20 protein-coding genes and 3 pseudogenes are annotated in these 26,082 nt (G+C 41.1%); 8 read left to right on the top strand and 15 right to left on the bottom strand.

Going from position 1 to position 26,082, the window contains the following annotated elements; all coding sequences use genetic code 11:
* Positions 1 to 5: 5 nt before the first annotated feature.
* From mnmH to C509_RS0106070, 3 genes are all read right to left on the bottom strand, one after another.
* Positions 6 to 1,052, bottom strand: coding sequence for a tRNA 2-selenouridine(34) synthase MnmH (mnmH, locus tag C509_RS0106080; protein ID WP_018706030.1), 1,047 nt, complete (start codon positions 1,050 to 1,052; stop codon positions 6 to 8).
* A 230-nt stretch (positions 1,053 to 1,282) separates the two neighbouring features.
* On the bottom strand, positions 1,283 to 1,768 hold the full coding sequence (locus C509_RS0106075) for a DMT family transporter (protein WP_018706029.1): 486 nt from the start codon (positions 1,766 to 1,768) through the stop codon (positions 1,283 to 1,285).
* A 12-nt stretch (positions 1,769 to 1,780) separates the two neighbouring features.
* Positions 1,781 to 2,263, bottom strand: coding sequence for a DMT family transporter (locus C509_RS0106070; RefSeq protein ID WP_211214255.1), 483 nt, complete (start codon positions 2,261 to 2,263; stop codon positions 1,781 to 1,783).
* A 95-nt stretch (positions 2,264 to 2,358) separates the two neighbouring features.
* Here C509_RS0106070 and C509_RS0106065 point away from each other — a divergent pair, with 95 nt between their 5' ends.
* The 7 genes from C509_RS0106065 (at position 2,359) to adhP (ending at position 7,543) form a co-directional block, all read left to right on the top strand.
* A complete protein-coding gene (locus tag C509_RS0106065) occupies positions 2,359 to 2,550 on the top strand; it encodes a YbxH family protein (protein WP_018706027.1) in 192 nt (63 codons plus the stop codon).
* A 425-nt stretch (positions 2,551 to 2,975) separates the two neighbouring features.
* Positions 2,976 to 3,020, top strand: a complete 45-nt coding sequence (locus tag C509_RS27450) for an erythromycin resistance leader peptide (protein WP_106408210.1) — start codon at positions 2,976 to 2,978, stop codon at positions 3,018 to 3,020.
* 267 nt (positions 3,021 to 3,287) lie between these two features.
* Positions 3,288 to 4,148: a 23S ribosomal RNA methyltransferase Erm gene (erm, locus tag C509_RS0106055; protein WP_018706025.1), complete on the top strand. Its 861-nt coding sequence runs from the start codon at positions 3,288 to 3,290 to the stop codon at positions 4,146 to 4,148.
* 388 nt (positions 4,149 to 4,536) lie between these two features.
* A complete protein-coding gene (locus C509_RS0106050) occupies positions 4,537 to 4,860 on the top strand; it encodes a PadR family transcriptional regulator (RefSeq protein ID WP_018706024.1) in 324 nt (107 codons plus the stop codon).
* Positions 4,861 to 4,864: 4 nt separating this feature from the next.
* Positions 4,865 to 5,527 (top strand): DUF1129 family protein, encoded by a 663-nt coding sequence (locus C509_RS0106045; protein WP_018706023.1) that lies wholly within the window; start codon positions 4,865 to 4,867, stop codon positions 5,525 to 5,527.
* Positions 5,528 to 5,546: 19 nt separating this feature from the next.
* On the top strand, positions 5,547 to 6,296 hold the full coding sequence (locus tag C509_RS0106040) for an HAAS domain-containing protein (protein ID WP_018706022.1): 750 nt from the start codon (positions 5,547 to 5,549) through the stop codon (positions 6,294 to 6,296).
* Positions 6,297 to 6,532: 236 nt separating this feature from the next.
* Positions 6,533 to 7,543 carry an alcohol dehydrogenase AdhP gene (gene adhP / locus C509_RS0106035; protein ID WP_018706021.1) on the top strand — a complete coding sequence of 337 codons (1,011 nt, stop codon included), beginning with the start codon at positions 6,533 to 6,535 and terminating at the stop codon, positions 7,541 to 7,543.
* A 151-nt stretch (positions 7,544 to 7,694) separates the two neighbouring features.
* On the opposite strand, the gene C509_RS0106030 is transcribed toward adhP, so the two are convergent.
* The 9 genes and pseudogenes from C509_RS0106030 to C509_RS24675 form a co-directional block, all read right to left on the bottom strand.
* Entirely contained in the window at positions 7,695 to 9,134 is a 1,440-nt protein-coding gene (locus C509_RS0106030) for a sigma-54-dependent transcriptional regulator (RefSeq protein ID WP_018706020.1), read from the bottom strand.
* Between the two features lie 14 nt (positions 9,135 to 9,148).
* Positions 9,149 to 10,807, bottom strand: coding sequence for a sensor histidine kinase (locus tag C509_RS0106025; RefSeq protein ID WP_018706019.1), 1,659 nt, complete (start codon positions 10,805 to 10,807; stop codon positions 9,149 to 9,151).
* A gap of 11 nt (positions 10,808 to 10,818) precedes the next feature.
* Positions 10,819 to 11,967 (bottom strand): iron-containing alcohol dehydrogenase, encoded by a 1,149-nt coding sequence (locus tag C509_RS0106020; protein WP_018706018.1) that lies wholly within the window; start codon positions 11,965 to 11,967, stop codon positions 10,819 to 10,821.
* Between the two features lie 131 nt (positions 11,968 to 12,098).
* A complete protein-coding gene (locus tag C509_RS26020) occupies positions 12,099 to 12,248 on the bottom strand; it encodes a hypothetical protein (protein WP_018706017.1) in 150 nt (49 codons plus the stop codon).
* 4 nt (positions 12,249 to 12,252) lie between these two features.
* Positions 12,253 to 13,146 (bottom strand): helix-turn-helix transcriptional regulator, encoded by an 894-nt coding sequence (locus C509_RS0106010; RefSeq protein WP_018706016.1) that lies wholly within the window; start codon positions 13,144 to 13,146, stop codon positions 12,253 to 12,255.
* A 489-nt stretch (positions 13,147 to 13,635) separates the two neighbouring features.
* Positions 13,636 to 15,309 carry an ABC1 kinase family protein gene (locus C509_RS0106005; RefSeq protein WP_033369782.1) on the bottom strand — a complete coding sequence of 558 codons (1,674 nt, stop codon included), beginning with the start codon at positions 15,307 to 15,309 and terminating at the stop codon, positions 13,636 to 13,638.
* Positions 15,310 to 15,624: 315 nt separating this feature from the next.
* Positions 15,625 to 16,446 carry a S1C family serine protease gene (locus C509_RS0106000; protein ID WP_018706014.1) on the bottom strand — a complete coding sequence of 274 codons (822 nt, stop codon included), beginning with the start codon at positions 16,444 to 16,446 and terminating at the stop codon, positions 15,625 to 15,627.
* A gap of 77 nt (positions 16,447 to 16,523) precedes the next feature.
* Positions 16,524 to 18,080, bottom strand: a complete 1,557-nt coding sequence (locus C509_RS0105995; RefSeq protein WP_018706013.1) for a multicopper oxidase family protein — start codon at positions 18,078 to 18,080, stop codon at positions 16,524 to 16,526.
* A gap of 167 nt (positions 18,081 to 18,247) precedes the next feature.
* Positions 18,248 to 19,748, bottom strand: a pseudogene (locus tag C509_RS24675) (DHA2 family efflux MFS transporter permease subunit).
* Between the two features lie 167 nt (positions 19,749 to 19,915).
* Here C509_RS24675 and C509_RS0105985 point away from each other — a divergent pair.
* A complete protein-coding gene (locus C509_RS0105985) occupies positions 19,916 to 20,806 on the top strand; it encodes a TetR/AcrR family transcriptional regulator (RefSeq protein ID WP_018706012.1) in 891 nt (296 codons plus the stop codon).
* A gap of 169 nt (positions 20,807 to 20,975) precedes the next feature.
* On the opposite strand, the pseudogene C509_RS26725 reads toward C509_RS0105985, so the two are convergent.
* From C509_RS26725 to C509_RS26935, 3 genes and pseudogenes are all read right to left on the bottom strand, one after another.
* A pseudogene (locus C509_RS26725) lies at positions 20,976 to 22,106 on the bottom strand (dicarboxylate/amino acid:cation symporter).
* A gap of 271 nt (positions 22,107 to 22,377) precedes the next feature.
* Positions 22,378 to 24,813, bottom strand: a complete 2,436-nt coding sequence (locus C509_RS0105970; RefSeq protein ID WP_018706008.1) for a PBP1A family penicillin-binding protein — start codon at positions 24,811 to 24,813, stop codon at positions 22,378 to 22,380.
* A gap of 667 nt (positions 24,814 to 25,480) precedes the next feature.
* Positions 25,481 to 26,082, bottom strand: a pseudogene (locus C509_RS26935) (collagen-like protein); the annotation flags it as partial.

Genomic DNA, 26,082 nt, shown 5'->3' with positions numbered 1-26,082 from the left:
TCTTTTTATTTTATTCCGATCTTGGTTTGTTGTATCGCTTCTAATACCTTTGTGAACGCCTCATCAACCGAATCTGCCTGAATCGTCATTTTTTGGGATTCTGGAAAATGAGATGCGGAATGTTCATATCTTGGATCATAATAGTATTCAAGCAGCAACTTGACGGCATCTGTGAATTCCTCGTTTTCGAGATGCGATTCTATCTGCTTTGCGACAGGGGTATGGATTTTCTTTTTAATATATCGGTAAGCCTCTTGAAAACGTTCCGGATAATTCCATGGTTCGTATTCCTCAATAATGTTTTTTACACGTTCCCTTAAAGGCAAATCAATGAAAATCTGCAAGCCCACTTCTTTTTTTTCATAGATGATATCGGGTATGTAGACCCTTCCAATCCGTTTACTTTCCCCTTCAACAAAAACAAAGCGATCATTTCTATATTTCAACATTTCAGTCACTAGCGCAGCATCAAATTTCTTTTGATTTCTCGGTGTCATTCCGATTTGTCCGAATATCGATCCGCGGTGCCCTGCCATTCCTTCAAGGTCGATTACAGGATACCCTTTTTCTTTCAGTTTCTGTAAAATAAGGGTTTTACCTGATCCCGTATAGCCGTTTAAGACAAGAAGTTCCGGTTGGAATTCACCGGTATCCAAGTAATTTACAATCCAGCGCCGGAAAGAGCGGATACCGCCGCTTAATCGGTTCGCACGGATTCCCATCAAGTCCAGAACCGTTGCTGCCGTTTTGCTCCGCATCCCGCCACGCCAGCAAAAAACAGTCATTGGCGTTTCGATCTTCTTGAATTCGTCAATGAATGCAGGCAGCTTTTGTGAAAAAATGGCCAGCCCCCTATCCATCGCAGCTTCTTTTCCGACTTGTTTATAGATCGTTCCAACTTCCGCACGTTCTTCATTGTTTAAAATCGGAATATTGATGCTGCCTGGAATCGTAGCTTCCTGAAATTCCTGTGGGGAACGGACATCAATCATCGTATGAGGTTCTTTTTCCTTTATAGCGATCAAGTCAGTTACCGTAATATCTTGAAACATAAAAGCTCATCCCAACTTACCGGACCTTAATCTATCCGTTATTTTTCCCAAGTACTTCTCCAACAACCTGTGCAGTACAATTATCCCACGCCTGAGAAACCATTCGGCCACTTTGCATCTGCAGCCAAAAGAAAGTAGAAGAATTTGTTAAAGACCCATCCCTTCGATATGTAGGTAGTTCAATCATTTTAACATATTCTGAGAAGTTATCTGTACTGCCTCTTTATAGACTATCTGGCCCTGGCCGATTTTTTCAAGTTGTGAACAGCCTTTTCCTTCTCCTTATCTTTATATACAAAATAGAGAGATCCTAACAATAAAATGACTCCCAGCAATCTTTTTAAACCGAATGGATTCACTTCAGAATGGAACCAGCCGTAATGATCAATGGCCAGGCTTGCGGTCAACTGTCCGATAATAACCGTTACTGTCGTTGCAGTTACCCCAATTTTCGGAACAACGTAGACCATGATCGAAATAAAAAGGATTCCACAAGCAGCCGCAAGCAATTGCCATCCCGGCACTTCATTAACTGCAAGAATATCCCCGCCTCCGAAGAAAAAAACAGCAACAGCCAGCGAAACGCTCCCAGTCAAAAAAGACAAAGCTGCGCTTACAAGACTGCTCGTCTTCGCTCCAAGGCTTCCGTTAACGGCCGATTGCACACTTATACTCATGCCTGCGATCAATGGGATGAGCATCATCAATAAAATCACATAAACCACCGCCTATATAATTAAAAATAATGCAGAGATTAATAAAACCACAGCGATCAAACGATTCCGGTCAAATGATATTCTCGGAATCCCGAACCAGCCGAAGTGGTCGATCACGATACTTATCATAATTTGGCCAATAATAACCGCAACCATCGAAACACCAACACCTACCATATTGACACTGAACAGAAGCATTACGAGATAAAACGCTCCTAAAAACCCGCCTGTTAACTCCCATTTTGGAAATCGGAATGCCGCATTTACATGATGCCTTTGAAATATTAAAGCAGTTGGAAACAGAACAACTGCACCTACTGCAAAAACAAAAAACGAAGCTTCCAACTCCCCAATATTTTCCCCGAGCGCTCCTCCTATTGCTGCCTCAAAACTTAATAAGATTCCGGCAGCAAGGGCAGCGGTAAAAAATAGTAATTTTTTCATGGAATTCACCTCAAATAAATGCATATTACCGAATATTTTGTTTAATTTCATTTTACAAGTAAATAGTATGGGTTTCCATGTTACCGCATGGATTAAACAGGTATGTGAGATAATACATTCATATATATCAATTAGGAGTGTTTAAAATGGGCGCAATTGAGAGAAACGGATATATTTTTGAACCTGAATACAGTGTCATCGAACAAAATGGTGCAATCCATGTCTACCGTGAGGGCGAATTCATCGAGGAACTGAAATTTTCTTTTTCTGGCAAGTACCCGGGGCCGGAACAGATAGAAGAATTGATCGATGAGTATTGTGATCGAAGGGGAATATAACTTTTTTCCTACCATCATACTTTTCATTTTTATCATTAAAAATTGGGAGCTGGCATATGACGAGGCAAGTGATGAGGTATTTCAAGGAAAACAAGCGTTTTCCGCATTTACAAATCGGAGACCATAGAGAAGCAAGGTCACTCAATTAATAAAAGGACTCATTTGATCCAAGATTAAAGTAATGTACTTTATTGCATTGGGTGACATTAGGATCAAGCTGCAATATTAAAAATAATTAATTGAAGAGGTTGTTTGTGAAGGTAACTTCAAGTGCCATGAAAAAATATATCGATTGTGATATCCATGAAAATCCGATGAGTTGAACAGATAATTTAAGCTTTCCTTTCCCCATTTCAGTTTGACTTATTCTAAAGGGAAACATATAATGATTGATGAATTTAATTGTTTAGGAGGATTATTAAAAAATGACGCATTCCATAAGACTTCGTTTCCCAACTTTGAACCAGTAATTAAATACGTTCAAAGGCTCTGTTTTGTGTTTACAGAGTAAATGGGATAAGTCTGTCCTTTTTTAATAATCTTCATTTCATATAAAAATATGTAATGGAAAGGCGGATTTTTCTGCCTTTCTTTATTTATGTCTAAATTCTCATCCTTTTTAACAAAAGGATGGTTTATTTGCTGACTCCATCAAAAAAGGATGGGTCTTCTTCCCTTTACTCTGAATCATAGGCAGATGCCTGTGATTTTTTTATTTTAAGAAAGGGAGATACAATATGACCCAAAAAAAATATAAGAATACCAATAAAATAACCCGTGGGGCACCAAACAATTTTTCTGGCCAACATCTAATCCACAATAAAAAGTTGATTCATGAGATTGTAGATCAAGCAAAAATCAATACACATGATATAGTATTAGACTTGGGTGCCGGGAAAGGGGCATTAACAGCAGTTTTGAGTCAAAAAGCTGGAAAAGTTTTGGCTGTGGAATATGATATTAAGTTTGTTGAGATTCTAAAACGAAAATTGTATCAACATCCGAACACTAAAGTCATTCATGAAGATATTTTGCAATTTTGTTTGCCTACAAAGCCTTTCATCGTTGTATCCAATATTCCGTATTCTATTACAACCCCGATTATGAAAATGCTTCTTAATAAGCCTTCAAGTGGTTTTCAAAGAGGTGTGATTGTGATGGAAAAAGGTGCGGCTAAAAGATTTACTTCAAATTTAGTAAAAGATCCATATGTTATTGCTTGGAAAATGTGGTTTGATATTCAGTATGTTAAAGAGATATCAAGAAAAAATTTCTCTCCACCTCCAAGTGTAGATTCCGCAATAATTATGATAAAAAGGAAAGCAAAACCCCTTGTACCGCTACCGGATTATTTAACCTTTTGGGGAATGGCCGATTATGTACTTAAGAGTCGATGCTTATCTATTGATATAGCGCTCAGAGGTATATTTACACCACCTCAGATTAAATATTTAAAAAGAAACCTTGGAATAAAAAATGAACTATCCGTTGCGTCTTTATCGGAACAACAATGGGGAATTATCTTTGAAACAATGGTAAGGCATGTTCCAAAATACAGATGGCCGAAGATAAAGAAAGAGAAATTAATCCACTTTTGAATTATTCTTTTTCTTTAAGTACAACGTGGACAATACAATAAATGGCTTTACTCAAACTTCCAACCTTAAAGCTGTAGGTACAAAAGAGTTGGATAAAAATTATTGTGATTTGGTGGGGCTAACCACTCCACCTCCCTTCTCACTTTTAGATTGCTTATTGAGTTTCTGCATCCTATCCGATTAGCCAATAATAATTAAGATCCCATATTAAGGGTTGACAGAAACAAAACATACGTATATATTTAACATGACTACTTTGCATAACCAAGTAGTCGTATTTTCCCTCCACTATCTTGTATAACCAATTACTAATCCAAGGGAGCTTCTCTCTCTGTTTTTTTGGTTTACTATCTTGCATAACATAATAGCTGCGGAATGGAAGGTGCATATGTCTGTACGAAGTCAGTTATTGAAAGGAATATTAGATGGATGTGTATTGGCAGTGATTGAAAAAGAAGCGGTTTATGGATACGAGTTGTCCAAGAAACTGCAAGATATCGGCTTGCAAGATGTCAGCGAAGGCACTATTTATCCGGTTTTATTAAGACTTCAAAAAAATGGATTAATCAGGGGAGAAATAAGACCGTCCGATTCTGGGCCGAATCGGAAATATTATTTTCTAACAGATATGGGCCATGAAACTTTGGCAACCATCATTGAGGAATGGAATCAGATCACTGGTCCAGTCAATGAGTTATTAAAAAGAAGGTGAAACCATGAACACAAAAATATTGATTGAGGAAAACAATCGAAAAAGAGAATTATTGACTCCGGAAAACGAAGCTTACTACAGTGATTTGCTGATATATATCCGTCTCCAATTAACTCTTTCCGAGCAACAGTCTGAAGAAATATTGATAGAAATGTTAGATCATTTACTTGATGGTCAGAAAGAAGGAAAAACAGCCAATGACATCTTCGGGGACGATCCGAAAGCTTTTGCGGATGAAATTATCGAACAGTTGCCAAAAGAAGACAAACGGGAGGTCATACCGTTTATTGCCGGAATCGCTTGTAATATTGTGAGTTGGGTTTTGATCATACGGGGCATCCTTCTTTTGATTTTATCACAATTCACAGAGGTCAAAACAGAGATCAACCTGTTTGTAACTGGCGTTGTCTCTTTAGGCATCGCATGTTTCATCAGTCTTACGATATGGTTTATTTTAAGGTTAATAAACAATTCCTTGTTCACAAAAAACCGGAACACGAAAAAGAATATGCTGAAAGCCGGAGTAACAGGAGCAGCAGGCATGGGTGCCGTATTGATCCTGGTAAAATTTACACCGGAAATCGGCCCATCCCTCGATTTTCAATGGTGGGCTTCATTAATAGGAGGGGCAATCCTCTGGCTTATTATTTATGTAGAAAAGAAATAGACCTATAGGAGGGAAAAAATTGCTATCCGCCAAAAGCGAAACCTTTATTGAAAACCTTCGGCTTTACTTAGTGACCTCAGGGAAAAAAGAAAAAGAGATAAATGAACTAACCGAGGAATTAGAAGTACATTTAATAGAAGCTGAAAAAGATGGGAAAAACATCGAAGAAATCATTGATTGTACACCGGAACAGTATATGAATTCATTAAAAAAAGAAATGGATACAGATGTTAAAAGTCTCACAAAATATTTGCCCATCTTTTTTACTGGTGTCGCTGCATACTTTATCATGGGACCCGCCATCAGGGGAGAGTTAACATTTAATATTGTGCAAGTCATAGGCTTTCCCCTAACCGCCATCACCGGCCTGCTTATTTATGTACTCTTTTTGCAGCAGGCGGGGAAAAAACAATTTTCAACAAAAACTTTTTTTCTCTTCGGAATGGTTGCAAGCGCAAGTGTGACAATCCTATTTATACTTTTATTATTGGGAAGCACGCTTTTTGTTGAACCTTTTTATGCTGCAAGCCCCACTGTTAATTGGATCATTGTAGCGGTTTGTTCATGTATTTTTATCCTGCTTGCCGTCTGGAGTAAAACATGGCTGACCATTTGGATCCCTGCCATATTGTTTATACCTGATTTTCTATACCGATTTTCCAATTTTTCGGATAACGCAATTCTTATAATCGGTATGGCAATGTTTGTTAGTATGTTTATCATGATAATCTTAAGCCTGTTTCTAAAAAACAAAAAACTGAGCGTCTGAAAACGTGATGCGTACCTTCGCAGATAGATTTTATGAAGGCACGCATTACGTTTTTATTTTTCCCTCGGAACAATCCTCTAACAAAATTTCGGCCACCCCAGCCGAAATTTTGGCAAAAAGAAACAATAAAACGGCCCGACCGCTTTATGTCCCCATTTATAAACAAAATAAAGTTGGCACTATTTTTGCAATATTAAGTTTATAGGTAATACATCATAACTAGGGAGGAATCAGTAATGAGAGCAGCTGTTGTCAATGAGTTCCAAGAAAAACTTGAAATCAAGGAGGTGGAAATTCCTCAGCCCAAGCTTGGTGAAGTATTAATAAGAATGGAAGCGTGCGGGGTTTGCCACACAGACCTGCATGCTGCACATGGAGACTGGCCGGTCAAACCGAAACTCCCGGTCATTCCGGGCCATGAAGGCGTTGGTATTGTTGAACAGATTGGACAAGGCGTGACTTCTTTGAGTAAAGGGGACCGCGTCGGAGTCCCATGGCTTTTTAGAGCTTGCGGAGAATGTGAGTACTGTTTATCCGGGAATGAAACGCTCTGTCCCAATCAATTGAACGGAGGCTATTCCGCTGACGGTGCTTTCGCCGAATATTGCGTGGCGCCGGCTGATTACGTCGCAAGAATTCCGGATGGTGTAGATCCTGTAGAAATTGCACCGATTTTATGTGCAGGGGTGACCACTTATAAGGCCTTGAAAGTTTCCAGTGCCAAGGCTGGTGATTGGGTAGCCATTTACGGCATCGGAGGGCTAGGCCATATTGCACTTCAATATGCAAAAGCCATGGGCTTCAATGTAGTGGCAGTCGATATCAACGACGATAAGCTTCAACTTGCTAAAGATTTAGGAGCTGATTTGACTGTCAACGGAAAAAACTTTGATCCAGCGCAAGTCATCAAGGATCAAGTGGATGGCGTCCAGGCTGCCATCAGCGTTGCAGTAAACAAAACTGCATTTGAACAGGCTTATCATTCTGTCAAACGCGGCGGCTCTGTAGTTCTTGTCGGTTTGCCTAACGATGAGATCCCTGTTCCGATTTTCAATACAGTTCTAAACGGAGTAACAGTCAAGGGTTCGATTGTCGGTACAAGAAAAGATATGCAGGAAGCCCTTCAGTTTGCCGCAGACGGGAAAGTCAAGGCGATCGTTTCTACCGCAGAGCTTGATGAAATCAACCAAGTATTTGATCGAATGGAAAAAGGACAAATCAATGGTCGTGTTGTATTGAAGTTTTAGAGCAAGTTCTATTTTCCAGAGAGACTGCACAAAAAATTAGGCCAGAACTATATTCTTTCCAAGGAAACTCTGGTTATCCGCTTCCAACTGATAATGCGGATATGCAATCCAAGGTGCCTATCCGTTTCCAGAGATATAAAAAGGCAGCCGTTCATTTTATGGACGGCTGTCCTTTTTCATTCAATAAATATCGAAGTTTTCGCATGCTTATGTTCAATCTTCTAGCGGCATCCTGACGGTCTCCCACCGTTTCTTTCAATACTTTCATGACGAATGCCCGACCAATTTCACGCTCCAGCACTTTTACCTTGTTGAGGACCAACTCCATTTCCACTTTCCCTTCATCATTCCAGACCTCCAACATATCTTCAGTCCACTGAATTAAAAATTCTTCAAAACTCTCTTCTTTTGGCTTTGCCTTTTCAATTACCAGGGACTTTCCAGACAGAATTTTTCTCGGAAGATGCTTTGGTGTTATAATCCCACTCCCATCATCCATAACTGAAATAGCGTGCTTGATGACATTGGACAATTCCCTAACATTCCCGGGCCAGTCATACTGTTCAAGGAGTGTCACAGCAACTTCATTCAATTGTACCGCCACACCTGTTTTTCCCAGCAGGTGTTCCGCAATCAGCCGGATGTCATCCTTCCTTTCCCGTAACGGAGGGATGACCAGCTTTACGACATCAAGCCTGTATAAGAGGTCCTCGCGAAACGTTCTGTTGGTTATTGCTTCAGCCAGGTCAACATGAGTTGCAGAAATAATACGGGAATTTGTTTTTCGTACCGTTTCACCACCCACGCGCATATACTCTCCGGTTTCCAGAACCCGCAGCAGCTTTACTTGCGTGGACATCGACGCCTCTCCGATTTCATCCAAAAACAAAGTCCCTTTTCCGGCAATTTCAAACACTCCTTTTCTTTCTTTTGCCGCTCCAGTGAAAGCTCCCTTTTCATGGCCGAACAATTCGCTTTCAAGCAGGGGTTCGGACAATGCACCGCAGTTGATGCCAATAAAAGGCTGTTCATTTCGCTGGCTTGCACGGTGAATGAAATGGGCAAAAAGCTCCTTCCCTGTTCCGGTTTCTCCCTGGATAAGGACATTTATATTTTTCGGAGCGATTTTATACGCAAGCGTCAGCAAGCGATTCATCTCTTTGCTTTTTTCTGTCACAATGCCGCTTTCCTTTGCCAGCCATTGAATACTGGCTTCCGCGGTGGTCTCCTTATTCGCCAGTAGATGATCGATTGTTCTTTCCAAAGCGTTCAAGTCGTCGAACGGCTTTTCAATAAAGTCATTGGCTCCGAGTTTTATCGCCTCAACCGCTACTTTGACTGTGCTGTACCCCGTCATAACGATTGTTTTGCACGATGGCATGTGCTCCGTCACATCTTCCAAGATATCCAATCCACTTGAGTCGGGAAGCTTCACATCGATCAATGCCAGGTGATAGACCCGCTGTTCAAACAATTCACTGAAGCCCTTACCGCTGTATGCTATGTATACCTCGAAACCTTTTTCTTTTAGAAAGTAACTTAAGAAATTGGCAACCTCTCGATCATCCTCAACAATCAATATGTTAGCCACCCATCTCACCCTCTTTACATTGAATCTTTTGTCACCGGCAAACGAAGGATAAATTCGCTGCCCTTTCCCGGTTCACTTTTTACATCAATCGTTCCACCGTGAGCCTCTGCAATACCAAGGCTCACTGAAAGCCCCAGCCCTGTTCCCTTCACAGCCTCTTTCGTTGTATAGAAAGGATGGAATATTTCCTTTATTTCTTTTGAATCGATACCAGTTCCATTATCAATAACTGATAAGGTGACTTCTCCCATACAGCTTTCCGTCCGGATGGAGATTTCTTTGTCGGTCTTGCTTACCTCATCCAGCGCATCTTTCGCATTTAAAAGTAAATTGATGATGATCTGCTCCAATTGCTGAATGCTCCCATCAACAAGAGGGATTTCACGATCCAGGCTCACCTCCAAATGAATATGGCTTTGGCGAATTTGATACCCAATGAGACTCAGAACTTGTTCAACCGCGTCATTGATTGAACATGTCTGGAAAAGATATTCATCCTGCCGGGAAAAAGTAAGCAAGTTTCGAATAATGTCCTGGCACCGTTTGCTGCATTTAAAAATATCTGTCAATAAAACATGTGAAACCTCGGTTTCCTTCACTTTCCGCATCAGCAGTTGGGTGTTGCCGAGAATCGCCGTCAATGGATTATTTAATTCATGGGCAACCCCTGCAGCCATTTCCCCGATGGCTGCCAATTTGCCGGACTGCATCATACGTGCTTCAAAATGTCTCTTTTCCGTGACATCTTTTATATAAGCGATGACTCCATACATCTCTTCCTTTTCGTTGATAATCGGAAATGTGTGCACTTCGCAAATGCTCTCATCAAGCAATGTAATTTCGCGATAGGCCGTTTCTTTCGTATTTCGGGTTTCTTGAAACGGGCTGTCCGGCTCTGTCTGCTCACTGTACAATAATTCATCCAATGTCATGTGAGAGATATTTTTCCCGTCCAGTTGAAAAAAAGAATAGGCGGAACCATTGCACCTCAGAATAATTCCGTTCAAATCCACTAACATGATGGGATCGGCGACCGCTAGAAACGTCTGCTCCCATTCTTTTTTACTGTTCAGCACTTCATTATATAAACGGACATTTTCAATACAGACCGCCAACTGGTCTGAAAGCTGCTGTAAAAAAGCAAGATCTTCTTTGTCATACTCTTTTTGCCGGGCACTGCCGAGGCTTAAAATACCGAGGATCCGCCCCTTTCCATAAAGAGGAAAGACAAGCACCTGACGCAAACCTAGATTTTTAAAAGCGGGAATTTCAATGTGTTTATTTCGGTCATCCGCATTGACCAGATACACATAAGAGGTTCCAGAGTCTGCAACACTCCAATAAAGAGAACTTTCTTTTGGAATCGGATTGCCAACGTTGTCATGCACTTCATTATGTGGATATACATTCGTCAATATCAGTTGGCCGCTTTTAAATATGGATAGGCTTAATCTTTTAAACGGAAAAATCTGCTGAAGTTTTTCCAATATGTTTTTTAGCATATCGTCCATCGACATATCGATATTGAAACTTCTCATCACCTCATTGATGATCTCTAGCTGCGTATTTTTCTTTTTCATTTCATCGATTGTTCTTTTGAGCTCCGTATAATAACTGATTTTTGATGACGAAACACCGACCAGCCGTTCAATCATCTGTAGTCTGTCTGACATAAGGTGCCCTCCTATAGCGCAAGTTTAAATAACCGTTCAACGTCTGCTGCTGTGATATCACGCGGGTTTGTAATCATGCAGGCATCTTCGATGGCTACCTGGCCGATGATGGATGCATCCGATTCAGTCAGACCCATGTCGGATAATCGTTGGGGTGCACCGATATCAACCGAAAGCTTTTTGACGTATTCAATCGCCCTTTGTCCTGCATCGATGGTGGCCCGACTGCTGACCTCTTGACCAAACAGCTCCGCAATTTGCAAAAACTTCTCAGGACTGGCCAAATAATTAAATTCCATTACATAAGGAAGTAAGATAGCGTTGACATCTCCATGCGGCAAAAGGAACCGTCCACCGATTGCATGGCTCATCGCATGTACTGCACCTAGAATCGCATTTGAGAAAGCCAGTCCTGCCTGAACACTCGCCATCGCCATCTTTGCCTTTGCCTCTTTATTCATTCGGGAAGCGACAGACGGACGTAAATTTTGTGCTACAAGTGTAATTGCGCTTTTAGCCTGTACGTCTGTCAGCGGTGTCGCTGCAATACTGACGAATGATTCGATTGCATGAGTGAGCACGTCTAACCCCGTCGTTGCTGTCAAAAGAGGACTTTTTGTCATTAAGGTCTGCGGATCGACAATCGCAATATCAGGAACAAGCGATTTCGAGATTATGGTCAGTTTCTTCTTTCTCTCTGAATCTGTAATAATTGAAAATTGAGAAACCTCAGAGCCTGAGCCGGCAGTGGTTGCCACCATCACCTGCGGAGGAAGCGGTAATTTGATTTTATCGACGCCTTCGTACTCATGAATCATTCCGCCGTTCGTTGCCAGCACAGCGACCCCTTTCGCTACATCAATGGCACTTCCGCCCCCTACCCCAACAATTGCGTCACATTCCTCTTGCAAATACTTTTGTACGCCTTTATCCACCTCATAATCTTTCGGATTCGTCGTAATATCTGAAAATATGACATAGGGGAGCTTGGCTTTTTTACAGCTGTCCGTCACTTGTTCAAACCAACCCGATGCCAAGACTCCCGGATCTGTGGTGATAAAAAGTTTCCTTGCACCAAGCCTTGCACAGCTTTCACCTACCAGCCCAATGGAACCGCTTCCAAATATAAGCTCAGGCATAACAAATTTATTAATCTTCATAAAATGGCCGGTCCCCTTCCTTGAAATCTTTTATTCCATTATATCATTAATTTTCTGTCAGATTAAAAGAATGATGAGGAGGGCGGCAGTCAGAAAGATGTTTCCTTTCTAACTGCTTATTCTTTCACCCTCTAGCCGGCCAGACTTTCCAGGAAACAGCCGAAGGCGCTTTTGACAAAATGGCCAATGGCATTACCTGCCATAAATTTTAAAGCCGTGATGGTCATTACTATAGACAAGCTTATAATGATCGATAGTACCTGCGGCTTTGTATGTTCCATCCTTCTACTCCCCCTCACACTCATCAAAAGATAAGTTGATCGGTTCGTCTAAAAGTTCACTGGAAAAGTCTATGTTTGTTGTTGAGATACTACTATCTACTTCTTCAAATGTAATTCCATCTACCCATACATGTCCTTTCCCTGACAAAAGGATACCAAAAGAGATCACCGCGCTATTTTCGGGTACATCCAATACAATGGAGTAAAGATTCCATTCATTATCACCTTTTATCGGGCGGTCACTCATATTATCAAAATGCAGCACATCTTGAAGATGATCATCAACACGCATCCAAAATCCGCAAAATCCATCTACTGCTTCTGACTTTATAAAACCAGAGAACTTTAATCTTTTGCCAAGATATTTATCTGCTTTGAACTGCTGCATCATCGTCGCAAATTCTCCTTGTTCTTCAACGGTGACAGATTTTAAAAATCCCGATGCCTTCCCTTGATGGAACACCTCACGGTCAATGCCCATTTGGTAATTAAATGGGTGGCTTCCACTAAATTGCCACCCTTTTAACAACTGATCATTTTTCATTTTCATTTCCTCCTTTTTAAAAATCAATTTGCCCATGAATTGACGGTATTGCCCCGGCGGCAGGTTATAATATCTCTTAAAAGACCGAGTATAAGACTCTTGTGATTCAAAGCGGTAAAAAAGAGCAATATCAATGATTTTTTGATCAGTATAAAGCAGTAGACTGGCTGAATTGGCAATCCTCCTGTATCGTATGTATTCTGATATGGATACCCCTACCTCTTTTTGAAAAATCCGGTGATAATGATACTTGGAAAAACCCGCAAAACGAGCAATAATTTCCAATGTTAAATCTTCTTGCAAATTATTCTCTATATATTTTATGGTCTTTTGAATAATTGGGCTGTAACTCATCTCCAAGCCTCCTTGACTATAAGTTAACAAAATAACAAAGAAACTTTTTGATTTAAATTGCTATCTTTTTAAAAAAGCACACATTTACAGACTAAGAGTAACTCCAACAAGATAAAGGTAAAATGAAGTGCGAGATTGCCGGCTTATCGGTGACAAGCATAAGACAAGCGGTGAAGAAGGCGTATTGTTTGCCTTCAGCAGCGATTGGCTCATGACCTCGAGCCGATGGCACTCGGCAGGCTCAAGCAGCGACATCCTGCCGCTTCGCCTGCTCTAGCACATCCCTGTGCGTCGCAGCCAGACAACACGAGGAGGAAGGCCGCCGCGGAATATCTTAAGGATCAGGTGCGGCATCCTGCCGCTTCGCCTGATCCAGAACTTCTCGTACACCGGAACTAGATGTAGCTTATAATCCGGTAAACAGATATCCACTGAAAGAGAGTTTTATAGTAAGCTAGAACAACAAAAAACCCAAAAAAGGGTTTTTTATTACATCCTTCCGGACCTGAATATGGAAAAAATCATAAATAAAAACATGAGCGTCGCAATAATCGATCCTATTTCAATGACGGGGAGCCTGAATAATAATGCTTGCTTGTCAGCGATGGCCGTTCCAATGATCAAGCCGACCATGAGTATGCTAAAGGAAAGCAGGATGATGCTGAAAGAAAGACGGTTGCTGATTTTATCAAGTCTTTGCAGAAAGGTCTGCAATTCTTTCACATTGATATCAAAACGCAATCTACCTCTTTTGACTGTTGTCGTAATTTCTTTTAAATCCTTTGGAAAATCCCGGATAATTTCAATGTTCTCGATGATATCATCCAATGATCTGCTTAAAATATTTTTTGGACTTAACCTTTGTTTGAACAACTTTTCGCCGATTGGCTCGACCGCCTTCATTACGCTAAAATAAGGATCGAGTTTTTTAATGATCTCTTCCATCGTAAGGATAGCCTTTCCAAGAATGGCAATTTCAGTTGGAATTCTCACACGGTGTCGGTAGGCGATGGCGAAAACATCTGTTAAGGCGGCTCCCATGCTAATTTCATTAAAGGAAGTATCGTAATATTTTCCGATTAAACCATCCAAATCATATTTAAGTTCGGCCACATCCGTATTCTCATCGAGAAGATCCATTGCGGAAAATATCTTGATCATTCCCTTGGAACTGCCCTTCTGCAGATTAATCAAAAGAGAGGCAAAATGGTATTTCAAATCCTCCCTCAACTGTCCCACCATTCCAAAATCCAAATAGGCAATTACATTATTCGGTAAAATATAAATATTTCCGGGATGTGGATCTCCATGGAAAAAACCGTATTCAAGTACTTGGGTAAACATCGATTCAGCCAGCCTGGCGGCAATCAGTTCCCGATCAAATCCATTTTTATCGAGCTCATCCACTTGAGTTACTTTGATCCCCTTGATCATTTCCATTGTAAGTACTTTTTTTGAAGTAAGCTCCCAATGGATTTTTGGTATGTGGATAGACTCTACATTTTTAAATTGCGTTGCAATTCTCTCTCCATTGCGCCCCTCCACTTCATAGTCCAGTTCATTTTGCAATGATAGGGAGAACTCCTCAATCATTTCCCGAACCCGGTACCTTCTTGCCCATTCCACCCTTTTTTCAATCACTCTGGCCAGATCGTGCAAAATCTCCAAATCGATGTCAATGATCGCTCGAATGTCCGGACGCTGAACTTTCACAGCCACTTCCTCTCCTGAAAATAGCTGCGCAGCATGAACCTGCCCGATTGATGCAGTAGCAAGCGGTGTTTCGCTAAATGTCTTAAACAGACGGTCTACTGGCTCGCCGAGCTCCGATTCCACAATTTCAGAAACCTTCTCATACGAAAAAGGTAGGACATCATCCTGAAGCTTTTCCAGTTCGGAAGCAATTTCTTCAGGAATCATGTCACGACGAGAACTTGCAATCTGCCCGAGCTTGATAAAAGTCGGCCCTAATCCCTGCAATGTAGAGCAAAGTCTCATCCCCATATCCTTCAAGTTGTTATTTTCCTCTGAATTTTGAGGCCTTTTTTCACGGTCAATCAAGCCAACGCGAAACAAAAAATGACTGAGCCCATTTTTCAAAAAAGCATTGATAATCTCCTGATAGCGCTGGGTATGCTTGATCTTTCTCCTGAACAACTCCATCCCCTCCGACAGCCTATGTAAAAATCAATTTTTTAAGGTTCACTCATTATATTGCTTGTCCCTACGTACGTAGTAATGAAATATCATACAGCGAAATAAAAGTTTCCAGACTTTAATCACAATAGCTGTTAACAGCCATCATGACAATATTACCTATACACATGAATTCATTTTATTATTATTAAAAATTACTGGAATCCGAACTGGGCTGTTGATTATTTGGACTGCTTGTCTGCTTGTTTCTCACCGTTATGCAAGTCCAACTTCCTGTTAAAGTGGCATTACAGAAAGTTCCAGATTTCCTCTGTGGTATATTCAATTTTTTGCTACATGCTTAAGAAACAACCCAATCGGTACGAAAAGACCGACTTTCCCATATTCCTTATGCTTCAACGTCGCAAAGATAACTCCTATGACCTGCCCTCTTTCATTTATAACAGGGCTTCCGCTATTTCCGCGATATACTGGTGCTTCTATCATAACGACATCATCGCTCCAATCACTTAAACGAATTGTATCAATGAGCGATCCTTCATTTGCAATTCCATGAAAGCGAAGTGGGTTACCAATAAAAAATATTTGATCATGTTCGTTGAAGACAGCATGTTCCGCGAGTTCTAAGTAAGGTAATTTTTCTCCATCAATATCAAGGAGGGCCAAATCGATATCTTCATACGTTTCAACTACTTCCGCTGTAAAAATTCCAGCATCAGGAAAGACCACTGTTACTTTGTCGTTCCCTTTTATCACATGATAATTCGTTAATATTTTTCCATCTTCCGAGATGGAAAAGCCGGTTCCCTTGCTTTCCCCCGCAGCAATGGTTACGACAGATTTTTGATAAAGTTGAATATCTTCATTTGCCGACAGCCGGGCGGACGCAGCCAAAAAATCAATTGCGGGTATTGAATAGATTTGAAAAACAAATGCGAAAGTGCTGAATAAAAACACACTAGAAATCAACCAGAACAGCCACTTCGGAAAACGCCTGGATTTTGTCTTTTTTTCATGTTGATTTTCAAACGAACCTTTAAGCATGGCTTCTTCCTGGGCTTTGAGGACAAGCTCACTCATTTCTTCTTCACCGATCTGTTCAATTAGATCGCTGTCTGTTTTATTCCGCTTTTTCTCCTCCATATTGCCACACACCCTAATCCTACAAAGTCCATCTTATTGTAGCATAAGGCAGGGCACGCAAGGCATGCCCCATATCCTCATTCTTCCTGGACCACTCTCATCGGGCGCATCATGTCATAATCTTCATGTTCCAATATGTGGCAATGCCATACATACTCGCCGGGATTTTCGGAAAATTGCATAATTACACTTGTTACCATCCCCGGCTCGGCTTTTACCGTGTCTTTCCATCCTCTTTCATGTATTTCAGGTGGAACGGGAGGACCCGTATATTGAATATGTCCATCTTGCTGAAAACGTTCCAAATCAAAAGGCGTCCTATGCAAAATTTTAAATTGGATCAAATGTATGTGTATGGGATGCGGGAAGTTCATAACGTTGATAAATTTCCAAACTTCGGTATGGCCAATAACCGGCTTTTCAGTGACGGGATCATGCCACATCCGATCATCCAGGAGCAAGACCGGTCTTTGATATTCATCCTCAATCGCATCAAGCTTTAATAATCTGGTTTTATCAGCTTGTTTTTCATCCAATAATTGTTCTTCCGTAATAAGCTTATTTGGTATTTCGCTGAAGTCCTTTTCTTTTAATGGAAGTTTTACATCAAACCGCATAATGACACCCATATTCCCATCATCATTTGTATTTTGCAATATTAGCTTTTTACCTTTATGCTGTGAAAAGTCAATGATTACTTCAGATCGTTCAGCAGGTTCCAAAGGAAGAACTGTAAGCTCAACAGGCTCTTCAAGCAATCCACCATCTGTGGCGATTTGATAGAACGTCCGCCCGTCTCCCAACCTTAAAGTATAGGCAGTCGTATTCGAGGCATTTAATATCCGGAAGCGATATTTGCGAGGCTCGACGGTTAATTTGGGCCAGAGTTTCCCGTTAACCGCAATCGTATTCCCGGTAAAAAAAGGTTGGACAGATGGATTGACTGGTGCTGGCGGTTCACTATTTTCCGGATAAAATAGTGAACCATCCGAATGGAATGAGCGATCCTGAATCAGCAAGGGTATATCATATATGCCTTTGGGTAGTTTCAAATGCTTTTCCACCGGATCCTCAATTAAGTAAAACCCTGATAAACCCGCATACACATTCAGTCTTGTAATCCCTATGGCATGATCGTGATACCAAAGTGTCGCTCCCATTTGTCTGTTTGTATATTCATATACTTTTCTGCTAAAGGTTCCTCCCGTTTCAGCAAAATCTCTGGTAAACCATGCCTCGGGATGTCCGTCACTTTCCCAGGCAACATTTGCGCCATGCAGATGGACCACTGTTCGGACGTCCGGGGGGCCAGCAGATTCATGAAGCGTTCGATCAATGGGCAAAAGGTGTTTTCTTGGCAGTTTATTCTTCCATCTTACATAGATTTTTTCGTTTTTGCGGACTTTAATCGTTGGACCAGGATGCAGTCCATCGTACCCCCAAATCGTTGTCGTTGGAAAAAGCTGATGATATCTATGCTGTACTTGTTTCATTACAATTTCATAATACGGACTTCCTTTAATTACGGCTCTTGGCCTGGCAATTGAAGGAATAGGGAGCTCATCCATGAATTTTGGAATTGTGTCTGGATTGGATGGGTCAACCTTAATTCTTGTTTTATGATGAGTATGCATTTCTTCACTTCCTGACCTGTAATCTCCTTTTTATTGTATGTGGGTTAATCGTTGATGACAGGTACAATTGTGGAGAAGAATATGTTTTATTCCCAGTAGTAAGGAAGTGACCCTAAAATAAAAAAGATGGGTGAGCCAACTCACTCCATCTTTTAACATAATCTTTCTTATTCGGTTTGCGTTTTTAATTTTTTAGCAATTACAGTATCACTCTTTGGCGGAGTGACTCTCTTCATGAACAAGGCTAAAACGAGCGCGATGGCAGCAATGAAAGTTGAAACGAGAAATGCGAAAGTTATCCCGCCAAGCGTTGCCTGCTGTGCCAATTCATTCATCACCTGAGGGTCTTGCAGTGACTTTCCGGATGCTGCTGCAGCTTCGGCAAGTTCGGTGCCTTTCGTTTCCATTCTACTATTCATCACTGTCACAAGAACTGCCGTTCCAATAGCCCCTGATATTTGCTGTAAAGTGTTATTCATTGCAGTTCCATGTGGATTGGCAGACATCGGAAGCTGATTCAATCCATTCGTCATAACCGGCATCATGACAAGTGACATTCCCAACATACGAACTGTATAGAGTAACATGATGTGATAGAATCCAGTGTCTACTGTAAGTTCATGGAAAAGATATGTTGTCACAACTGTAATCGCAAGGCCGATTGTCGCTAAAACCCTTGCACCGTATTTATCAAACAGTCGTCCAGTAATCGGCGACATGATCGCCATCAAAATGGCACCGGGAAGCATCAATAACCCTGCATGGAACGGTGAAATCCCTCTTACTGTCTGAACATAAATTGGTGTTAAAATCATCCCGGAGAACATAGATGCGGAAACAACAACCATAATGACTGAAGACAGGGCAAACATGGGGTAATTTATAAATCCTGAATTCCAACATCGGATCTTCCATTCGAAGCTGGCGAATAACGAAGGCTACAATTGCCGCCGTTCCGATGATGATTGTTCCATACACTTCCAGGGCTCCCCACCCTTTATCACCGGCTGAACTGAATCCGTACAGGAGAGAACCAAAACCGATGCTTGATAAAATAAGCGAGAAAGTGTCCACTTTTATATCACGGTTTGGTGTAATATTCTTCAATTTAAAAGAACCAAGAATCAGCGCTAAAGCAGCAAAAGGAAGGATGATTTCAAAAAGTGTGCGCCAGCTGTAATGCTCCACCACCCAGCCAGAAAGTGTCGGCCCAATAGCGGGAGCGGCCATGATCACAAGTCCGAACACTCCCATGGCGGCTCCTCTCCGCTCAACGGGGAATGCGGCCAGCATCACGTTCATCAATAGCGGCATCATGATTCCTGCTCCAGATGCCTGGATCATCCTACCTGCAATAAGGACACCAAAATGAGGGGCAAATGCTGCAAGCGCAGTTCCTAATGTAAATAACGACATGGCTGTTAAAAACAGTTTCCTGTTTGTGAATTTCTGAATAAAGAATGCACTTGCCGGGATCATAATCCCATTGACGAGCATGTATCCATTTGTAAGCCACTGAACAACGGCCGGTTTCACCTCAAATTCTGCCATAATTGTTGGAAGCGCCACATTCAACAGCGTATTGTTCAAAAAAGCCACAAACGCACCGAAAAAAAGGATTGCAATCATGCCATAAGGCGGCTTTTTATGAAGTTCTTCCATTTCCATTTTGTTTCCCTTCTTTCAACATGAAATCGCCCATTCATAATTACTTTTCACATTTTATACTCTGTGTTCAATTTTTGCAATAAAAAATTCCCAAAAACATTAAAACGTTGATAACTATAGGAAAAAAGGCTAAAATAAAACTATACTTAATGTCTAAAGGTGATTGAATGAACGACCGGAAACAGCGTGTTCTATTAAACGCTCAGCGTCTCTTTATAGAAAAAGGCTTCGCCGCCACTTCAGTTCAGGACATATTGGACGAATCAAAGATCTCAAAAGGTACGTTCTATAATTATTTTTCATCTAAGAATGAGTGTCTGATGACAATCCTGATTCAGGCACACGAAGTGACTACCGCTAGAAGAGAAGAACTATTGATAGGAAAAGACCGTACGGACAAAGAAGTTTTGGCCAAACAAATTGTAGTCCGTATGGAAATCAACCGTCAATATCAATTAGTCCCCCTTTTCGAAGCGATTTTCCATTCCAAAGACCCTGAATTGAGAAACTTTATCGAAAAACATCACATGGCTGAACTTGCGTGGCTGTCCCGAAGACTGGTTGACGTATATGGCAAGGAAGCAGAGCCCTATGTCTCAGATTGTGCAATCATGGTCGTAGGCATGCTCAAGCATTTCATTAACGTTTGCGTGACCGGCTTAAAGGAGGATATAGACTCATTCAGGCTTATCAACTTTATACTGCGCAGAACCGATTCCATTATTCTTAATATGATAAAAACGAAAGACAAACTATTGGAGGAGCATGCTTTTTTACCTTACACAGAGCCTTTTAATAACGATTCATATTCAAAGGAGCAAATACTTGAGAGTCTCTTGAGTTTTTCAAACTCACTTGAAGAAAATCAAAAAGGAAAGCAGTATGCCGATTTTCTCATAGATGAAATACAGTCTGAACTTCCAAGAATCCATTTAATGGAATCCATTCTCCTTGCTTTCGGTGAAACTTTTACTGGTACACCTGCTGAAAAAACGGCAAAAGAACTGGCTTTTTCCATAACCGATTACATGAACGAACTACAAAAACAAACCCGATGAACAGAAGCTTCTACTTTTGTTCATCGGGCTTTTCTCATTAAATTTTTTTGAATTTGCCCTTTTTTTGGGCCCTTATGAAAATCAGTACCTTTTTCATGCAAGACTCCGAATTTGGGCATCGGACGATTTTTTCGATAAGAAGGTAACAATATTTTGGTGAATAAAATGGTTATTTTCCAAATACCGTCCGGTCAATTTCACCCTCAGTTCCCGCAACAACTACTGCGGCGGAAGCGTCTCCCACAATATTAACCGTTGTGCGGAACATATCAAGGATACGGTCGATTCCAGCTATTAATGCAATACCCTCCAATGGAAGTCCGACAGCACCTAAAACCATTGCGAGCATAATCATGCCTGCGCCAGGAACACCTGCTGTGCCGATCGAAGCCAGCACAGTTGTGATGACAACCGTAACCAACTGCATAAATGAAAGGTCTAGTCCGTAAAACTGTGCAATAAACACCACTGCTACCCCTTGATAAATAGCTGTTCCATCCATATTGATCGTAGCACCTAACGGAAGGACGAAGCTACTGATTTTATTGGACACCCCTAAGTTTTCCTGTGTGTTTTTAATTGTGACCGGCAATGTCCCAGCACTGCTCGCTGTACTAAATGCTACGACTGCCGCAGGGGCAACCCCTTTAAAGAAGGTGAAAGGACTTACATTGGCAAATGTTTTTACCGATAAGGAATACACTAGAATTGAATGAAGAATACATGCGATTCCAACAGAAATGACAATTTTAAGCAATGGCAGCAACACTTTTGGGCCTTATTGTCCGATAATTGGTGCGACAAGTCCCAAAATCGCTATTGGGGCAAAGCGCATGATGATACTCGTAATCCGGAACATCACTTCGGCAAAAACATCGAAAAACCGGTAAACCGGCTCCGCCTTCTCCACAACGAAAGTAATGGCTAAACCGATAAAAATAGCAAAGAAAATTATTTGTAAAATATTCCCTTCCGCTAAAGCCAAAATGGGATTCTCCGGTACAATATTCAAGAATGTCTGTATAATCCCCTCTGATTCATTTACTTCTACTTTTGTTTCTGGAACCTCGATGGACAGCCCTTTTCCCGGTGATATAATATATGCAATACCAAGCCCAACCACTATGGCAACAGCTGTAGTAACGAAATAATAGCTAATGGTTTTTGTCCCTACCCTGCCTAATGATTTGGGATTATCGATGCTTGCAACCCCGATGACAAGAGTAGTCAACACCAACGGAGCGATGATAAATTTGATCAGCCGTAAGAACAAGTTTCCCAGGGGAGCAAGGACAGAGATCGATTCACCAAAAACTACCCCGAATATGACAGCGATTATAAAACTATTAAAATCTGAGTCAATAAATTATTTTTTAATAACTTCATAGTTCTCCTCCATTGATTTACCATTCCTCTATATCCTAGGCTTTCGTTATGCTTAATCAAATATTGAAATTGGGAAATACTTGTCTGTATTCATAGAAAAAAATAAACTGCCAAGAACGAATCGCGCAAACTCCTGTCTGCGCGTTTAGTGTAGTATGGCAGTTTATTCAGCAAGAATCTAGATTTTAACCATCGTCTTCTTTTGACGGTGAACCTTGCTCGGGCGGCTTCTCATTACTTTCATCGGAATCCCCCGCTCCCTTATCCTCTTGGGATGGAGGACTATCTTTATCACCTGGACTTCCTTTATCATTCCCGTCCTTGTTCTCTTCAGGATTCCGATTATTGTTTCCACCTTGACCGTTATTCCCCTCAGGAGGCTGCTTATTCCCCAGTCCTGGTTCTCCACTTGGAGGCTTTTGTTTACTGTCATCGGGCTTTTTCTGCTTCTCATTTTCTACATTTGGATCAGGCTTTTTCTCTTGTTCTATGGAATCCTCTTGTTCCGAGCTTTCTCTCTTTTCTTCTTCTATTTCCTCATTAGACTCCTCTTGTTTTTCTTCATCCTCTTCAGTGATCTCCGACTTGCTCTTTTCTATATTTTTCTTTACTGGTTTATTTATAGTGGCCGGCTTCTTAGCAGGGGCAGTACCTTTTACAAATAATTCAACCCGATTTCCAATTGTTCTTTTTTCAACAGAAGATGGCATAGTGAAGTCCGTCGTTTCGATGCCTTCGGACACTTCCGACATGATATGTTTGAAAATCAATTTAGCATTGTGAGAGTCCTCCATTTTGACGAAGCTATCTTGTGAAATCTCATCATATCCTGTCCATACGGCTGCTGAATAACGGGTTGTATATCCAGCAAACCAGGCATCCGTCACTCCTGAACCATATATATCATCCGGAAGCTCATTCGTACCGGTTTTTCCTGCCAATGGAAGTCCAGGAATATTGGCCATATCTCCTGTTCCCTCTGTCACAACCGTTTTCAGCATATCTGTAATCATATAAGCCGTATAATCACTCATTGCCTGAACAGGCTTAGGCTGAAGGTTCTTTTCCTTTCCATCCAAATACACGATCTTACGAACCGTATGAGGCTCATTAAATACTCCCTCGTTTCCAAATGCAGCATAGGCTCCTGCCAGTTGTAGAGGAGAAACCCCATCCTTAAAACCGCCAATAGCATAGGCCGGAAAAATTTCATCCAAAGGAATACCAAGTTTTTCGGCAAATTTCTTTGCCTCTTCAGGTCCTGCCTCTTGCATTGCTTTAATTGCAGGTATGTTATAGGACCACTGAAGTGCTGTCCTCATGGATACATTTCCGTGGAAACGGTTGTTCCAGTTTTTAAAAACTTTGCCGTTCAACTCTATTTGTTCATCTTTTATCTGTTCATACGTCGACCATTTCAACTTTTCAATCGCCGGTCCGTATGCCATGATTGGCTTTGCGGTGGAACCTGGCTGGCGCTTTAGTTGGGTGGCATAGTTGAATCCCCTTTGGACATCCTTTTTCTCCGAATTTCGGCTGCCAACGGCACGTATTTCTCCGGTCTTTGTTTCTACAAGTACAACGCCTGCTTTGAATTTATCATCAGGATAAGAGATATAATCATCTGTCGATAACACTTTTTCCGTGAAGGCTTGTGCTTTGGGATCAAGTGTTGTATAAATTTTCAGCCCTTGTGTATATAGATCATCTTCGTGTAGCCCTTTTTCTTTCAACTCCTCAATTACCCTGTCCGTGAAACTATTATATGTATTTTTCCTCTTTTGCTTCTTCAACATATCTTTTACCGGAATGGACTGCGCTTCCTTTTTTTCCTCTTCCGTGATGTATTCATGCTCTTGCATTAAAGAAAGGACAAGATTCCTCCTGTTTTCAGCAAGATCCGGATTCTGGTAAGGGTTATACCCGCTCGGTCTTTGCGGCAATCCTGCCAGTAATGCAGCCTCACTTATGCTTAAATCCTTAACGGATTTTCCAAAATAGACATCGGCAGCCGTTGCAATACCGTAGGCCCCCTCGCCAAAATAAATTTTATTTAGATACATCTCCAATATCTCTTCTTTTGTATATTTCTCTTCTAACTTTAATGCCAGGTATGCTTCTTGAACTTTGCGCTCGATTGTTTTTTCAGGGGATAAATAAGACATTTTTACAAGTTGCTGTGTAATCGTGCTGCCTCCCTCTGCTCCAAAACCTTCCTTAATATTTGCTACTGCCGCACCGGCAACCCGTTTAACATCAATACCATGATGTTTCCAAAATCTCACATCCTCGACAGACAGGAATGCATTCTGGACGCTTTTCGGTACTTGATCCAAAGGAACCATTTTTCGATATTCTTCCCCAGCCACATCCATAACCTTTTTATTATTCATGTCATAGATAGTGGATGATAATGGTGAATTTAGTTGCTCCGGATTTAGTTCCGGCGCTTCTTTCACATAGGCCATCGCAGTGAATGCAAAAACTCCAGTTACTAAAATGCCGAAGATAAAAAACACCAACATGGTCCGAAAAACTATACTTCTAAATCTTCTTTTTATTTTTTGCTTTTCTTCTCTTTCTTCCCTATATTGCCTGCGGCTGGGATAGTTCTCTTCCATGACCATATTCCCCCTAATATGTCATCATAAGGATGATTAAATATCTGAATAGTTTTCTGTCAAACCGCTGAAACAGTACGTCTAAATTAAATGCAGTTGCGGAATAGAACAAAAGTGTAAGTGGCTTAATCACCCGGGCTCAGTTCGAAAGTGAACTAGCTAGCGGCTTATTTCTTGAAATGATAACTGCTGGCCGCTTCTAGGCTTTATAACATGTAGTCTATCGTTGCAATAGGCCCTCGTCGCAGCTGGAGGTAACACATTTAGGATGAAAAAGTGAATTTTATAAATTCCTGCTAAAATACAAAAGTTGATTTAAATTAATTTGCTCAAGAACCGCCTTATACTGCGAATCCCTATTTTACTCACTTTATGATGAAATTCTTGTCGTATTTCGGCCGGTTTCCAAGTATATTTTTCAACTTTTTTCGAAGCTAAAATCTATATTACCTGCCAACCTTCCACAGGTGATTAAAAGCAATTAGAAAATTAGGCATAAAAAAGACTCTGATTTCTGAATGAATATTCACGAGATCAGAGGGGGTTAAAAGCCTACTATAGTGATATATAACGTTCTTCTTGAAAAAGTTGGTACACACAAAGGGACAGAAAAATCTTCATTCCCCACTTTTGATATTTCTTTATCCCGTTTTAGCGGCATTAAACTTTAATCTGTCAATTTATGAACTGACCAGATAGTTCCGGAAGGAGCTGTACCTCCAATATTCAACCCAATCGTTAAGCCGTTTGCTTCATAAAATAGGCCGATATTATCCCCGGCATTCAGGTAAACATCACCTGCAAGTGTAACAGTTCCATTACCCAATACGGCCCTTAATGTTAACACCAAGGCAACATTTACATTTAGTACGGGGAATAATCCGGAGATAAGGTCTGTCTGGACAGGAGAGGTTCTACGAACAATTAAACTCGGATTAACCCCTGCCCCAAGGGTAGCAGTGATTGCAGCAGTGGTTGTATAGCTAATTACGGCTTTTATAGAGTATCTTCCTGATTGCTGTATAGTATAATTTCCGGTTGTTGGATTGAATCCGGTACCAGAATAATAAGGTGAGGTTACCGTCCAATTACCTAACTGTCCTGATGCTGAAAGAGTAGTAGGAGCTCTTTGAGCGGAAAATCCTATTTCTGCAAAATTGGGTCCTGTGGGACCCATCGGGCCTGTCGGACCTGTTGGTCCTGCTGGGCCTACTGCTCCTGTGGGGCCGATTGGACCCGTGGCTCCTGTTGGACCGGCTGGACCTATTG

It is taken from the genome of Siminovitchia fordii DSM 16014 = CIP 108821 (genome assembly GCF_000374565.1).
Lineage (GTDB): Bacteria > Bacillota > Bacilli > Bacillales > Bacillaceae_C > Siminovitchia > Siminovitchia fordii.
Note: the sequence above shows the minus strand (reverse complement) of the source record. Positions and strands in the feature narration are given on the sequence as shown.